The sequence below is a fragment of the Bacteroides sp. MSK.20.82 genome, from assembly GCF_019052485.1.
Classification (GTDB): domain Bacteria; phylum Bacteroidota; class Bacteroidia; order Bacteroidales; family Bacteroidaceae; genus Bacteroides; species Bacteroides thetaiotaomicron.
The window spans coordinates 199,888-213,397 of record NZ_JAHQUN010000001.1; the positions used below are offsets into that span (position 1 = coordinate 199,888).

The 13,510-nt window shown below is 46.3% G+C and carries 16 protein-coding genes and 2 pseudogenes; 3 read left to right on the forward strand and 15 right to left on the reverse strand.

The annotated features are described in order from the left end of the window. Positions 1-11: 11 nt before the first annotated feature. From KTR07_RS00890 to KTR07_RS00960, 15 genes and pseudogenes are all read right to left on the reverse strand, one after another. Positions 12-590, reverse strand: a complete 579-nt coding sequence (locus KTR07_RS00890; protein WP_117981726.1) for a conjugal transfer protein TraO — start codon at positions 588-590, stop codon at positions 12-14. 2 nt (positions 591-592) lie between these two features. Beyond that, positions 593-1,502, reverse strand: a pseudogene (gene traN, locus KTR07_RS00895) (conjugative transposon protein TraN). Between the two features lie 33 nt (positions 1,503-1,535). Then, a complete protein-coding gene (traM, locus tag KTR07_RS00900; RefSeq protein WP_117981703.1) occupies positions 1,536-2,900 on the reverse strand; it encodes a conjugative transposon protein TraM in 1,365 nt (454 codons plus the stop codon). Continuing rightward, positions 2,875-3,180 (reverse strand): annotated as a pseudogene (locus KTR07_RS00905) (TraL conjugative transposon family protein). The gene traM and the pseudogene KTR07_RS00905 overlap by 26 nt, the downstream one beginning before the upstream one ends. 3 nt (positions 3,181-3,183) lie before the next feature. Then, positions 3,184-3,807, reverse strand: coding sequence for a conjugative transposon protein TraK (gene traK, locus KTR07_RS00910; protein ID WP_117981704.1), 624 nt, complete (start codon positions 3,805-3,807; stop codon positions 3,184-3,186). Between the two features lie 12 nt (positions 3,808-3,819). Further along, the gene (gene traJ, locus KTR07_RS00915) at positions 3,820-4,845 is read right to left on the reverse strand and encodes a conjugative transposon protein TraJ (protein ID WP_011107101.1); all 1,026 of its coding nucleotides are present in this window, start codon (positions 4,843-4,845) and stop codon (positions 3,820-3,822) included. Between the two features lie 18 nt (positions 4,846-4,863). Continuing rightward, on the reverse strand, positions 4,864-5,493 hold the full coding sequence (locus KTR07_RS00920) for a DUF4141 domain-containing protein (RefSeq protein ID WP_117981705.1): 630 nt from the start codon (positions 5,491-5,493) through the stop codon (positions 4,864-4,866). 4 nt (positions 5,494-5,497) lie between these two features. Beyond that, a complete protein-coding gene (locus KTR07_RS00925) occupies positions 5,498-5,854 on the reverse strand; it encodes a DUF3876 domain-containing protein (protein WP_117981706.1) in 357 nt (118 codons plus the stop codon). Between the two features lie 28 nt (positions 5,855-5,882). Beyond that, positions 5,883-8,387 carry a TraG family conjugative transposon ATPase gene (locus KTR07_RS00930; RefSeq protein ID WP_217315018.1) on the reverse strand — a complete coding sequence of 835 codons (2,505 nt, stop codon included), beginning with the start codon at positions 8,385-8,387 and terminating at the stop codon, positions 5,883-5,885. Next, positions 8,384-8,710 (reverse strand): DUF4133 domain-containing protein, encoded by a 327-nt coding sequence (locus KTR07_RS00935; protein WP_032529744.1) that lies wholly within the window; start codon positions 8,708-8,710, stop codon positions 8,384-8,386. Before KTR07_RS00935 ends, KTR07_RS00930 begins: the two co-directional genes overlap by 4 nt. Positions 8,711-8,721: 11 nt before the next feature. Further along, positions 8,722-9,018, reverse strand: coding sequence for a DUF4134 domain-containing protein (locus KTR07_RS00940; protein ID WP_011107106.1), 297 nt, complete (start codon positions 9,016-9,018; stop codon positions 8,722-8,724). 165 nt (positions 9,019-9,183) lie between these two features. After that, complete coding sequence (locus KTR07_RS00945; protein ID WP_117981708.1) at positions 9,184-9,864, reverse strand: hypothetical protein; 681 nt, start codon at positions 9,862-9,864, stop codon at positions 9,184-9,186. Position 9,865: 1 nt separating this feature from the next. After that, positions 9,866-10,336, reverse strand: coding sequence for a DUF3408 domain-containing protein (locus KTR07_RS00950; RefSeq protein ID WP_117981709.1), 471 nt, complete (start codon positions 10,334-10,336; stop codon positions 9,866-9,868). Positions 10,337-10,340: 4 nt separating this feature from the next. Further along, positions 10,341-11,102 (reverse strand): ParA family protein, encoded by a 762-nt coding sequence (locus tag KTR07_RS00955; RefSeq protein WP_117981710.1) that lies wholly within the window; start codon positions 11,100-11,102, stop codon positions 10,341-10,343. Further along, entirely contained in the window at positions 11,099-11,476 is a 378-nt protein-coding gene (locus tag KTR07_RS00960; protein ID WP_117981711.1) for a hypothetical protein, read from the reverse strand. The genes KTR07_RS00955 and KTR07_RS00960 overlap by 4 nt, the downstream gene beginning before the upstream one ends. Before the next feature lie 69 nt (positions 11,477-11,545). On the opposite strand from KTR07_RS00960, the gene KTR07_RS00965 reads away from it, so the two are divergent. The 3 genes from KTR07_RS00965 to mobB are packed head-to-tail and all read left to right on the forward strand — an operon-like array spanning position 11,546 to position 13,496. Beyond that, on the forward strand, positions 11,546-11,815 hold the full coding sequence (locus KTR07_RS00965; RefSeq protein ID WP_117981712.1) for a hypothetical protein: 270 nt from the start codon (positions 11,546-11,548) through the stop codon (positions 11,813-11,815). A gap of 20 nt (positions 11,816-11,835) precedes the next feature. Beyond that, a complete protein-coding gene (gene mobA / locus KTR07_RS00970) occupies positions 11,836-12,273 on the forward strand; it encodes a conjugal transfer protein MobA (RefSeq protein WP_117981713.1) in 438 nt (145 codons plus the stop codon). After that, entirely contained in the window at positions 12,258-13,496 is a 1,239-nt protein-coding gene (mobB, locus tag KTR07_RS00975) for a conjugal transfer protein MobB (RefSeq protein ID WP_117981714.1), read from the forward strand. The genes mobA and mobB overlap by 16 nt, the downstream gene beginning before the upstream one ends. Positions 13,497-13,510 lie beyond the last annotated feature (14 nt).

Sequence of the window (13,510 nt, forward strand, 5' to 3'; positions counted from 1 at the left end):
AGGTTAGTTTATCACATTATTATCTTTAGACCGATACCAAACTGTGTATGGAACTTTCCGACTGAAGAACCGAACAGGCATCTTTCCCGTGCGTTAATCAGGAACACCACCCGGTCGGTAATGTAACTTTCCAGTTCCAGCGTCAGCGCACCGCCATAGACAAAACCGTCCTTATCGGTCAGGGTCGAGCCATCGGGCAGCAATTTGTCGCCCCAGTTGCTTGTTTCGTACCCGGCAAGGGCAGACAAGCCCAGCGAAAGGAAAAAGGTTTTCTTTCTGTCTGAAAGGAAATTCAGATAGTAACCGCCCTCACCTGTAAACTGGCTTACGGGTATCTGCAAATCCTTATAGGGGTAATGCTTTTCGAGATATTCCCCGCCGACAACCCACCTGTTCCCGTTTTTGGTATAGGTACTCATGGCAGCCCCGAAGTAATAAGCGAAATCACTTTTACTGTTCCAGTGAACACCGTCCGCCATGCCGCCCGTAACCTGCAAGCCTTTCATTCCCGGCAGACATCTTTGTGCGTGTGCCTGGTTGAAAGTCAGGCACAGCACAAAAAGGGATATAATACAGCATATCCTTTTCATGTTCATTTGATTTTAAGTTCGTTAATCACTTTGGCTGCCACGACATCCGAATTTTCCACCCGGATAGTTTGGTGTCTGCCCCCCGTTCTTTTCCACCAGTTCGATAACCAAGACCTTATCATCCGGGATAGTGAACTGCGGAACGGTGTACACGGTGCGGACGGTACTTTTGCCGCCGATAACCAGTATCTCGTTATAGCTCCGCACCGGGTCGATAACGGTTTCCTGAATCGCCGTTCTTTTGGCTACTTTCTTATCCACAATCTTGAAACGGATAAAGTCGGTATCAAACGGTACGTTTGAACTGTTCCTTGTTTGTGTGTGGAAGTAGAACAGCCCGTTATGCGAATAAATGCCCTTTACCAAGAACTGCACCCCGAACCGTTTGCATCCCAAATGCTTTATTTCCCGGTCATTGTTCTTGTAGATGGACTGCATAATCAGCTTTACCAAAAGCGGGCTTTCGTTACCCAGTTCACGGAAATAGATATTCATCCGGGTATGGCTGAAATCCGTTGTGTCCTCATTCTCCAAGAAGTCTTTCATTTCGATGTTCAGCATTTCCGGTTCATGTGCGTACTTTGCATTAAAACTGTAAAAGCTACCATCCTCACAGATAACGGAAAAATTGGTTTCACCGGGAAAGCCCTCTGTCGTAGCCTTGACCCTGACAACATTTTCCGCCCCGTCCGCTTTTCCGGCAATAATGTAGTTACTGCCTAAGTCCACGTATTTAACGGCAGACGGGAAAATGATATGTACTGTTTTGGAGAACGTCACCTGTACACCGTAAGGTGTCACCATTTGGCGGTAAGGGAGCTTCTTTGTAATGCCTTGATACAAATCATTACTTTGTGCTTTCATTGAAACCACGCCCAAGAGTAGGGCAAACATGATAATTAACTTTTTCATTTTGGATTGAAATTTTTATGGTTGATAAATAAATTACTGTTGTTTGGCGTAAAGCATCACCTGATAGTTCGCTTTCAGGTGTACTTTTACCGTTCTGAACTTCTTGGCAAGGTATTGTGACCCGCCTTGCATCAAGCCCCTTGTAATATCCATTGCGACCTGCTGCCCGGCACTTTGCGCAAAGGAAATGCTCGTTCCCAGTCCCGCACCGATATTCGCCATCGCTTCTTTTGCTGCTTCCTGTTCCAGTGACGAGGGAACGGAAAGCCCCTTTTGCCCGTCACTGTCGTAAACGGCAAGTTCCACCGGAATGATATTACCCGCATATTCGAGCGAGGACACCAGTATGTCGAGCCGTTCCCCCTGCACTTTGGCACTTCCTGAAACAAGGCTGTTTTTCGGGACAATCACGTTCCCCGCCTGTAACGGTTCTAACAGCCGGAGCTTGACGGTCTGCCCGTCCATAAGTGTTTGGTCGTTATGCACACACGCCCGGATAGTGTTCTTTCCCATCGAATAACCACTGCCGACCGCCGTATTAAACCCGTAATTGCGTGGCTTGCTGTATTCGGCGACAAATTCGGCGTTGCTCATGGGCTGCTGCAATCCTGAAACCGTCCTGTCCGATACCGATTTTACAGGTGTGGCATTTCCTTTGCCCTGAACGGTTGCGGTAGGTATCGCTTGCGCTACTTGTTCCTGCTGTCCGCCGTTCATATACTTTGCCGCCAGTTCGTAGGACTTTTCCATAAGAGCCACCTGTTCATCCATGTTGCCCGCACCGCCTTCTTTCGCATCGAGCCGGGGAGTGAGTTCTTCCACCTGACGTTTCAGTTCCTCTTTTTCCTTGTCCTCTTTCGGCGTTTCGTAGAAACTGCCTAACTGACGGTTCATGTCCCGGTAAGCAGCCGCCGAAGATTGGATAGAGGAACGGCTATTGTTCGGCGCACCCGCCCCGAAATCTATTACATTGGTTTTCGGTTTTTCCGCCGGAGCATCATCTATCAGGGTCAAATCTTCCCCGTTCCCGTTTTCCTCTCCCAGCGAAAAGGCAAAATCCTGTAAGGAGCGCATTTTGTCCGCCTGTTTGTTCTCTATTTGCTCCTGTTCGTAGGCTGTCTTTTTATCGCTAATTATCCCGTCCCCTTTGGGTTGCGGAATATCGGCGTTAAATCCGCCCACGTTTTCCACCTTTGCTTCGTCCTTATCGGACGGTGCAAAAATCAGGTACATAGACCCTAAGAAAACCAGTCCCATAAGCGGGTAAACCAGTAATTTCTTTCGCTGCTGTATCTGCTGCGGGGTCAGTTCTTTTTTTTCCTTTACCTGTTTTTCAGGTTCTTTCTTCCTGTCCGTTTCCGGTGCGGGAACTTCATTCTTCACTTCTTTTTCTTCCATTGTCTGACTGATTAAAAATGTTCGTACTGTCTTTACTTTGTAACTGCAACTACCTGATGTGTTCTATCCGTATGGTTTCGCCATCCTCTTTTCCTATCCGGTAAATGGATGATACCGTAAAGTAGATGGATAGCCCGCCGAAGAACAGGAGCATAAGCAGGATTACCACCAGCCTTATTTCCGGTGTCATGCGCCCGCACAGGCGGCGGAGTTTTTCATCCGCCCAGTCCTGCACATGGGTAATTGCCTGATTCACCGGAGAGAGAATTTTCCGTATCATGGCTTACCGCTTTATGGTGTTCAAGTCCTTGTTTTCCGTTATCTCGAAACTTTCCATGATAAAGCCGTGCGGGTTATTATCACTTCTAACGGCGTTCAGCAACCGGCAACGGGTGACAAGGCTTCTTTCAGTTACACTACTTTCACGGATAATCATTTGGCGGGCATAGGTAGCCACCGCATACGGGTACACATCGAAATTGCAAGAAACACTGTCTATCTGTATGGTCTGGCTGATATTCCCTGAAATGATACGGTTGTAATACCCTTTTTCCGAGAGGTCACGGTAATAGTTAAATGCGCTCTTATCGGCGAGGAACAGCGACCGTTTGATATTGCTTTCGATAGCGTTCTTATCGGGTGAGAGCGTGAAAAAGAGTTCGTGGAAACGCTTCACGTGTTCCCTTGCTTCGACCGGACGGTTTTGTGTCAAGTCTTGCGATAACGCAAGCATCAACGATTTACCACCGTCCAGTACATAAATCTTTTGCCGTTGCGCTTCGGCAAACGCATAGGAGTTCCAAACGGCATACCCTGTTATCAGGGTACACATAACGACAAACACGATACCGAAAAGCCGTATCTGTTTGAAACTGGTTTCAATATTCTTTAAACTTTTAAATTCCATCTTGATTTTTAATTATTGGTTACCTTTGATTAGTTTACCGCCGACCCTGCCGCCAGCGTTCCCGGTGGCTGCTCCGGCTACCGCACCAACTCCGCTACCTGTTTTGTTAGCTGCACTGTTTATATTCCGGCTCATGTTACCCATTCCGCCCGCCTGAATAATCCAGTTCGATACGGTGGGAATTGTGAAGTAACCGATGATACCGATTATCATAAAAATTATGTACACTGAATTGCTGCTATCGGGTACGAAATTGGGGTCTGATAGCTCCTGAATATCCTTTTGGAGCATAAGCACCTGTATTCGGGCAAGAATGGAACTGAACAGGTCTGAAACGGGTAGCCACAGGTAAACAGAAATATACCTTGTTATCCATTGGGTCAGTGTCGCCTGAAAGCCATCATATACACTGATGGCAAAGGCTATCGGACCCAGTATGGCAAGGACAATCAAGAAAAAGGTTCGGATAGTGTCTATCACAAGGGCTGCCGATTGAAAGAGCAGTTCCAAAAGTTCCCTGAACCAGTCCCGGACGGATTGCTTGATATTGTGGGCTGCCCTATCCATGTACATACCGCCCATTGTGGCAATATCTTTGGCAGACCATCCCAATTCGTCAATCTGTTTATCAAATGCTTCATCCGAAACAAGGTAAGCCGTTTCCGGATTACGCACCATCGCTTCATATTCCAGTTTGTCCTTTTGTTCCCGGTAGGCGTTCATATCGAAAGTTTGCGTTTCGAGCATATTGTTACACCCCTTGACTACTGGCGACATCACGCTGTTAATCGTACCCAGTACGAATGTGGGAAAGAACATAATACAGAAACCAATCACAAAAGGACGGAGCAAAGGGTAAACGTCTATCGGTTCGGCACTGGCGAGCGACTGCCATACTTTGGCAGCCACATAAAACAAAGCCCCCAGTCCCGCTATTCCTTTGGCTACCCCCGCCATGTTCCCGCATAGCGGCATCATATCCGTGTATAGACTACGGAGTATCTGATGCAGGTTATCAAATTCGATTGCTAATAACATACTACTTATTTTTAGAAGTTACCAGTAACGTTCATCCGCCGAACCATACAAAGCCATTACCCGGTCGGTGTCCTTTTTCTTTTTCGCCCGCAGGTAGGAAACAGAAATATTCTTGCGGGTATAGTAACTCACCAAATCCCGGTAGTTCCTGATGGAGTTATACGTCCGGTCGATAACGTCCATCCGTTCTTTATCCGACATGGAAAGCCCGTTGATGTTCACCACGCTTTTCATTTCTTCCAGTACATCGGAACTTTCCTGCAACAGTTGGGTGTAGCCGTAGGCGATGGCTGAAAGTTCGTCCGGCGTATAGTTTTCATCCGAAAGCATCTTCTGAAAACTGTTCACGTATATATCTGAAATCTCCCCGATAAGCAGGATAGACTTTTGCACCTTTCGGGCATCTTTGACAAGGTTATGCACTGATTTAAGCCTGTCATAGTATTCCTTACCTTGTTGGTAAATCTTTACTGTTTCCTGAAAGCTCTTTATCATTGTTTGGGCTGTGGATGATGTCTGCACGATATTCTTTGACGCATTGATAATCCCTTGCGCCAAGTTGCCGGGGTCACTCACCACCCACTGTGCGTTTGCCCGAACAGCAAACAAACTGCCTATTACAAGCAGCATTATAATCTTTGTTCTCATACGCTTATTTCTTTATTGGTTGTTTACTCCGTTTGTATTCTCCGCCGGGTGAAAGCAGAATCCGGTCGTTCTCCTTATCATAGGTCAGCAGGACGGACAACCCCGTTTCGATGAACAGGTTTCCGTCCTGTTCTGAAATCTGATAGGTTTCCGTTTGGATAGTCCCCCGGTAGGTCATTTTGCGGGTCGTTACCCTATAATGCCCGTTTTCCTCAAAGAGAGTAAACGCCGGACGGTTTTTCACGCTTTCCCAGTCACCACACATCGCCCTAAGATGGTCGGTATTTGTTTCCTTACAGGAAGAAAGCCCCAGTAACAAGGTGCATAACAGCACCGGAAACAAGAATTTTAAATGTTTCATACTGAATGATTTTTAAATTGTTAATTGATTATTTTTCGGGATTGCGCTTGCTTTCGGCAAGCCGTTTGATAGCAAGTTCGAGATTACCGCCCAACTTTTCGGACAAGGCGAATAGTTCCATCTTTTCCGTTTCTTCGGTGGTGTATGTAAAATATTCTTCCAAACTCACTTCGGTAGCATATACGGCTGATTGTGTACCGCCTAAGCCTATCCAAACTTCCTTGTATTTCCGGTTCGGATGATTGGCAAGGTTGATGGAAAGCACCTGTGAACGTTCCTTATCGGTCAGTCCCAAAAGGTTCTGTATGCTATCGAATTTATTAAGGTATTTCCTTTGGTCGAGCAGTATCTTACAATCAGAATTGTTTATAATACTCTCTTTTACAATGGGCGAGGAAATAATATCTTCGACCTCTTGGGTAACTACAATCGCTTCGCCGAAATACTTCCTAATGGTTTTGTATAAATATTTTATGTAATCCGCCATATTCGCCGATGCAATCGCTTTCCACGCTTCTTCTATCAATATTAATTTCCTGATACCCTTTAGTTTACGCATTTTGGAAATAAATACTTCCATGATAATAATGGTTGTAATCGGGAACAGGATTTTGTGGTCTTTGATATTATCCAACTCAAAGACAATGAAGCGTTTATGCAGCAAATCAAGCTCCTTGTCGGAGTTCAGCAGGTAATCATATTCGCCCCCTTTGTAGTAAGGTTCTAATACATTCAGGAAGTTGTCTATATCGAAATCCTTTTCCCGGACGTTTTTTTCTTGCAGGTGTTCCCGGTAATCGGTTTTCACATACTCGTAGAATGTATTGAAGCAGGGAGTAACCGAACTGTCCTTAGTAATCAGTTCGATATAGGAACTTACGGCGTTTGACAAAGCCACTTCTTCCGCCCGTGTGGGGGCTTCATCGTCCCTTTTCCACAGGGTCAGGATAAGCGTTTTGATACTCTCTTTCTTTTCAATATCGAATACCCCATCTTCAACATAGAAAGGATTAAACGCTATCGGGTTTTCAGTGGTATAGGTAAAATATATCCCATCTTCCCCGTGCGTTTTCCGGTTAATCATTTCACATAGACCTAAGTAACTATTTCCGGTATCAACCAACAGGACGTGCGCATTTTGTTCGTAATACTGGCGCACCATGTGATTGGTAAAAAATGACTTGCCGCTACCACTCGGCCCAAGTATGAACTTGTTGCGATTGGTAATGATACCTTTTTTCATTGGCAGGTCTGAAATATCAATGTGCAACGGCTTTCCTGTGACCCTATCCACCATCTTGATACCAAAGGGAGAAAGCGAACTTTTGTAGTTCGTTTCTTCGGTGAACATACAAAGAGCCTGTTCTATAAAGGTGTAGAAACTTTCTTCCGCCGGAAAGTCCGCCTGATTGCCGGGTATGCCCGCCCAAAACAAGGTCGGTGTGTCGGTGGTGTTATGACGTGGCTTGCACTCCATAAGTGCGAGCTGTGACCCCACATCATTTTTAATGTGTTTGAGTTCGTCCCGGTCGTCACTCCATGCCATGATATTACAATGGCATCGCACGGAGATAAGCCCCTGTGAATGTGCTTCGTTCAAATATTCCTCTATCCAAGACTTGTTAATCTGATTGGCACGGCTGTATTTGGAAAGGGAGTGCATATTGCGAGCCATCTTTTCAAACTGTTTCAGGTTCTCCGTATGGTCGTCAATGAAGATGTACTGGTTATAGATATGGTTACAGGAGAGCAACACCCCAACCGGGGAAGCAAACGAAAGCCTGCAATCGCTCCGGTCGGTGGATAGCTTTTCATAGCGGGTATCAGTTCCCACCTTGCCCGGCATATCTTCCGCATCCGAAAGAGTATGCAAACAAAGAATATCGTCACCTATCCGCATATCTTCGGCGTTCAGTTGAATATCTTTCAATGTGGTAGTGTCTGTTTGTGAGAGTGAAAAGTATTTTTCCACGATACCCGCCGTTTCCTTTGTCCCGGTGATTTCGTCCGAAGTCAGGCGGGTAAGGGTAATGAAACCGCTATCATTCATAATGCTTTCAAACTGCCCCACCGCTTCGAGGAACTTTGTAACCGTTTCCTTGTCCTTTATCTCTTTGGGGACAAGGAAGCCCCGGCAAAGAGTAGAAAAATTACTCTGCATCCGGCTACGTTCCTTTGTCGTTTTCGTCAGAAACAAATAGCAGGTATGGTTTAAGAACGGTCTTTCATTAAAATGCCGTTCAAAGGAACGGGAAAGGAAACTCAAATCATCCTTTTGGATGTCAGGCGCATAGTTTTCTTTGATGAACCAGTCCTGTTTATGAACGATGCTATAATCGGGCAGCACCTTTACCGCCTTGTTCCAAGCGGAATGTATCGCTTCGTATTCGGCTGCCGTGACGGTGAACAGTTCCGGCAGTTCCACCCGGAACGCCACCGTTATGTCGGCGTCTTTGGAAACGATGCACCCGTTTTCCACCGTGAACAGTGGAAACTTGTTTTCCAGCGTGGTAGCTTTTAATATATTTCTCATTTCGATGCTTGTTTTAAATGGAATAATCGGGATATGGCTTTTCGGTTGATGATATGGAAAGGGTGGCTTTTGCGTGCGGACAATTTCATTAACCCGTGTGTCCCGTACTTTTCGTTTAACCGGAATGTGAGCCATACAAGCAGCGTTGCCGAAGTAACGCCGAAGATGATGCACACCCACTGGTTAATGCCTACCATGTACATGATGATGAAAAGCACGAACAGGGCTAACAGCCCGCCCGCAAAAATGAAAAGATACTGACTTTTCAACCCTTTAAACTCAACTGGCTTGCCTATCCCCCTGTTAATCGGATAGTCTGCCATAGTCCATTTCTTTAGAGGAAGAATGAACGTAGGATAGTGGCAGCGACAATCAAAAAGATACAAGCACCAAACCACGAAGCCGCCGTTTTACTGGTGTCAGGGTCACCCGAAGAAAATTTGCCATATACTTTCACGCCACCAATCAAGCCCACCACCGCACCGATGGCGTAAATTAATTTTGTCGCCGGGTCGAAATAGGACGTTACCATGTTGGTAGCTTCTGTAATACCCGCCATGCCGTTACCTTGTGCAAACGTAGCGGATGCAGCCAATAGAGCGACTGCCGAAAAGAGAACTTTCTTTTTCATTATAAATACATTGATTTTTAAATTGCCGGGCGGTTGGATAGTCCGCCCGGCGGAGTGATTAATAATTGAATTTTTGTGGTTGTGGGGAGTGTTCCCCAGTGTTCAGAAAGGTTTGTCTTAACCGTAATCTCTTTGTTTCATCATCTTATTATTTAAAGTTTACCATTAAAGAAAATCGTTCATGTCAAAGTCTGCCATTTCATTACTTCCGGCAACCGGGACGGTGGCGGGCACGGGTATCTCATGCTTTTGTAAAAGTTCCGCTACCCGTGACCTGCCCCCGTTTATCTGCTCCACCAGCGAATGAAACAGGTTTGTTTCCGTCCGGCAGATGGTTTGAACCGCTTGCCGTTCTTCTGTGTCGGATGCTTGTTTTATCTGAATGACCTGAACCATTTGCGCCAGTTCCCCCAGTGTGATACCTTGCGCCATTTCCGGTTCACCCTCACCCATGTAACAGGCGATTTCTTCCGCTTCGATTTCATCCGCCGAAACGTCCGTTTCTTCCGTATTTTCCGTTTCAAATTCCATTTCAAATTCGGTTTCAATCGCTTGCGCAGCAGGTGTTTCAGTTACCGTTCCCTCGCTTTGCGGGACAAATATAGAAGCATTATCAACCCCTTTTGAAAGGTGTCCTAAGATGTCCCCGTTTGTCCTCATTTGTCCCATCCGGTAACGGCTTGCACCTACAAGACAATTACCGTTTCCGGCTTTCACGGTCGGTTTGCTTTCCGGTTGTTCCGGCTCTCTTTTCCCACCCGTGAACCATGTTCCCAAGCTATCCCTGTATCGCCATAAGAGAACGGCGTAATACAGGAGCGTTCCGATAATAAACCACTTCAACATGTCAGAACGGCTTTTCAAATTTGCTTTCGTACAGTTCGTTTATCTCGTCCTGAAACTGGTCGAAATGGCGGAGCAGGATATTTTCTACATAGCTGCTCACGGTTGCCTTGCGTCCGCCGATAACGGTTACTATCTTCATTAGCTTTTCGTGTGTGGTACGGCTGACATATAACGGTTGGCGGTCGGTCAAGTCCACCCGCATGAAATAGGTTTCCCGGTAGTCGCCCGGAGTGTTCTTTTTCCGGCGGGCAGGTTCTTTCACCGCCTTTTCTTCCTTTGGTTCTGCCTTGATTTCCGGTTTATCTGCCGTTTCCACCGTACCCGTTTTATCGTCCGGTTTATCCGGTGTTTCTATTTCCGTTTCCACCGCCACCGATGGCGTTTCCTGTTTTTTCACGGGCAAGCCCTGTGAAATAATCTCTTTCATAAAATCCTCGTCTATTTGCGGTTTCCCGCCGCTTTGCTTTGCCATATCGTTACAGTTTTATAAGGTATGCGATTTCGGTTATCAGTTCTTCCATGTTGCTGCCCTTTACCAGCCGTTTGTCCGCCGGGAACAGCGTAGAACGGAACACGGTTTTACGCTGTGCGTCCAGTTCCTTTTTAAACCTTTTGGTGTCCGGGATAAATACTTTCATAAGGGGTAATTCCAGTTCCCCGATGGTCTGTTCATACAGGGTGTACAGGTCTGTTTTTTCCCGCCCATCTACCATGTTCCAAAACAGGTGCAGCCCTTTCAGTCGGCACGCTTCATTCCTTACCAGCAGTTTGTCGATAGCCACCGCAAAGGAAAGGCTGCTTTCCAATACCACCCGGTCGGCGGCAATGGGAGTAAAAATGTAGTCCACCCCTGAAAGGGAGTTTATAACACCCTCACTGTTCACCGTTCCGGGCAGGTCGAAAAAGACCACATCATAATCCATCCCGGCAGACGCAAGATATTCATCCGCCGTTTTAATCGCTTCGTCCGGTGAACTGCAAAGCACCGGGTAGGCTTTCTTCCCCAGTGCTTTGAACTGGTTGAAAGCAAGCTGTTTATAATACTCATCACCGTTCACCTGTTCGGCATCCCGTTTGCGCATGGCACTGATACTGTGCTGCGGGTAGTCGCAATCCACGACCGCCACGTTATACCCTTTCAGGTAAAATAGGTAACTTGCCACCAAGACGGTGAACGTTGTTTTGCCGACCCCGCCCTTTTGGGTGGAGAAAGCCACATACAAGGTTTCTTTCTTCATTGTAATAATTCTTTTTTGTGATACATCTTTATTTCATTCCATCCGTACAGATTGACGGATGGTTTTCTTTCGTGCCATGTTGAAAGCTCAAAAGCCGGAATGACTTCTTTTTCTCTTTCCTTGTTTCTTGCTATCTTTCTACAAAGGCAGGTTGTTTTCTTCCTTGCTTTTTTGTTTTCATTCATTCCACAAAGACAGCTTGTTTTCTTTGCAGACCGTTTGCTTTCCCGATTGCAAGCCTGTTTCCTTTCAATCATTCCATCCGGTTTGCTTTCCTGCTTTCTTGAAAGATTGCAATCTTGAAATCTTGTTTTCAAGTTTTCAAAACCGCTTTCTTTCCGTCCGCTTTCCGTTACATATATCCATCTATCCATATTGCTTTCTTTCTGAAATCCGGGACAAATAAACGTAGAAAAACAACCCCTTTTGAAAGGTGTCCTCAAATGTCCCCGTTTGTCCTCATTTGTCCTATAACCCGCTATTTCACAGCATTTTTAATACCCGTTACTTTGCAACCGAAAGGTATCGGTCAGGCTAACCAAGCCCCCGCCGCCGGGAGCGTTCCAATATCCGCTAACTCCAATCCGTCCGTAGGCGGATTTTTATTTGCACTGGCAAATAGCAAGGTGTGTCCAGAGCTGCTTGAAATTCTTTCAGCAGCTTTGAACGCCTTGCCCGGACGAAGCCGGGATAGGGTCACTCCGAAGTCGTAACCCTTTTAAAAAAATGTAGCATGAAACAGAAAAATGAAAATGCGCCCCGTCCGGGTGGCGCAGGACGCAAGCCCAAAGCAGACCCGGCAGTGTTCCGGTACTCTATCAGCTTCAATGCGATAGACCATGCCCGCTTTTTGGCATTATTCGACCAGTCGGGTATGCGCACGAAAGCGCATTTTATCACCGCCCGTATCTTTGGCGAACCGTTCAAAGTGATTAAAATAGACAAGGCGGCGGTCGAATATTATACCCGGCTGACCGCTTTATATTCCCAGTATAGGGGTATTGCCGTGAATTATAATCAGGTGGTAAAGGCTCTAAATACCAATTTTTCAGAGAAGAAAGCACTCGCATTTCTCTATAAACTGGAAAAGGCAACGATAGAACTTGCCGACCTGAACCGCCAAATTATTGAACTGACCCGTGAGTTTGAAACAAGATGGTTGCAAAAATAAGTGTGGGTAGTTCCCTGTTCGGTGCGCTTTCCTACAACCAAAACAAGGTGGACGAAGAACAGGGAAAGGTACTTTTAAGTAACCGTATGTTTGAAAGTGAGGACGGAAATTTCAGCATCCGGCGTTGTATGGAATGTTTCGATATGCACCTGCCCGCAGACCTGAAAACGGAAAAGCCGATTATCCATATCTCCCTGAACCCGCACCCGGACGATGTACTTTCCGATAGCCAGCTTGCGGATATTGCCAAAGAGTATATGGATAAGTTGGGGTACGGCAACCAGCCGTATATGGTTTACAAGCACGAAGATATTGCAAGGCATCATATACATATCGTTTCCATCCGGGTAGATGAAACGGGCAAAAAGATAAACGACAAGTTCGAGCATATCCGCAGCAAACAAATCACCCGTGAACTGGAACAGAAGTACGGGCTGCATCCGGCGGAGAAGAAACAGGCAACCGACCGCCCCGAACTTAAAAAGGTGGACTACCGGGCAGGGGACGTAAAGCACCAGTTATCCAATACGGTGAAAGCCCTTGCCAGCAGCTACCGTTTCCAAAGTTTCACGGAATACAAAGCGTTGCTATCTATATATAATGTACAGGCGGAAGAAGTGAAAGGGGAAGTGAACGGTAAACCCTATAACGGCATTGTCTATTCGGCAACCAATGACAAAGGGGAAAAACAAGGCAACCCGTTCAAATCTTCCTCTTTGGGTAAGTCGGTTGGTTACGAAGCCATCCAGCGACACATCAAGAAATCCGCAAAGGACATTCAGGACAAGAACCTGAAAGAGCGTACCCGCCGGACGGTAGGCGCAGTAATGAAATCCGCCCATAACCGTAAGGAACTGGAACAAGAACTGAAAAAGAAAGGCATAGATGTACTTTTCCGGCAGAACGATACAGGTAGGATATACGGTGTAACATTCATCGACCATGAAAACCGTACCGTCCTGAACGGTTCACGGTTGGGAAAGGACTTTTCCGCCAATGTGTTCAACGACCTGTTTTCCGGCTCCCGTACTTTGACGGGAAACAGTAAACAGGAAACGCAGGAACACAAGCCGGAATATAACCCGACCGGACACCTTGAAAATACAGGAAAAGCCATTGCGGGACTGTTCAGTCTGTTATCCGGTGGGGACGATACGCCACCCGACAACAGCCAAGTTCCACCACCCAAGAAGAAAAAGAAGAAGAAACAAAGACGTATTTAATAACTATAAAAATT

Coding starts and splice junctions, on each gene's coding strand:
- KTR07_RS00950 (WP_117981709.1), bottom strand. CDS start 10,336: ATGGCAAAGCAAAGCGGCGGGAAACCGCAAATAGACGAGGATTTTATG.
- KTR07_RS00945 (WP_117981708.1), bottom strand. CDS start 9,864: ATGTTGAAGTGGTTTATTATCGGAACGCTCCTGTATTACGCCGTTCTC.
- KTR07_RS00955 (WP_117981710.1), bottom strand. CDS start 11,102: ATGAAGAAAGAAACCTTGTATGTGGCTTTCTCCACCCAAAAGGGCGGG.
- KTR07_RS00890 (WP_117981726.1), bottom strand. CDS start 590: ATGAAAAGGATATGCTGTATTATATCCCTTTTTGTGCTGTGCCTGACT.
- KTR07_RS00935 (WP_032529744.1), bottom strand. CDS start 8,710: ATGGCAGACTATCCGATTAACAGGGGGATAGGCAAGCCAGTTGAGTTT.
- KTR07_RS00940 (WP_011107106.1), bottom strand. CDS start 9,018: ATGAAAAAGAAAGTTCTCTTTTCGGCAGTCGCTCTATTGGCTGCATCC.
- traK (WP_117981704.1), bottom strand. CDS start 3,807: ATGGAATTTAAAAGTTTAAAGAATATTGAAACCAGTTTCAAACAGATA.
- KTR07_RS00925 (WP_117981706.1), bottom strand. CDS start 5,854: ATGAAACATTTAAAATTCTTGTTTCCGGTGCTGTTATGCACCTTGTTA.
- KTR07_RS00930 (WP_217315018.1), bottom strand. CDS start 8,387: ATGAGAAATATATTAAAAGCTACCACGCTGGAAAACAAGTTTCCACTG.
- mobA (WP_117981713.1), top strand. CDS start 11,836: ATGAAACAGAAAAATGAAAATGCGCCCCGTCCGGGTGGCGCAGGACGC.
- traJ (WP_011107101.1), bottom strand. CDS start 4,845: ATGTTATTAGCAATCGAATTTGATAACCTGCATCAGATACTCCGTAGT.
- mobB (WP_117981714.1), top strand. CDS start 12,258: ATGGTTGCAAAAATAAGTGTGGGTAGTTCCCTGTTCGGTGCGCTTTCC.
- KTR07_RS00960 (WP_117981711.1), bottom strand. CDS start 11,476: ATGGATAGATGGATATATGTAACGGAAAGCGGACGGAAAGAAAGCGGT.
- KTR07_RS00920 (WP_117981705.1), bottom strand. CDS start 5,493: ATGAGAACAAAGATTATAATGCTGCTTGTAATAGGCAGTTTGTTTGCT.
- KTR07_RS00965 (WP_117981712.1), top strand. CDS start 11,546: ATGTCCCCGTTTGTCCTCATTTGTCCTATAACCCGCTATTTCACAGCA.
- traM (WP_117981703.1), bottom strand. CDS start 2,900: ATGGAAGAAAAAGAAGTGAAGAATGAAGTTCCCGCACCGGAAACGGAC.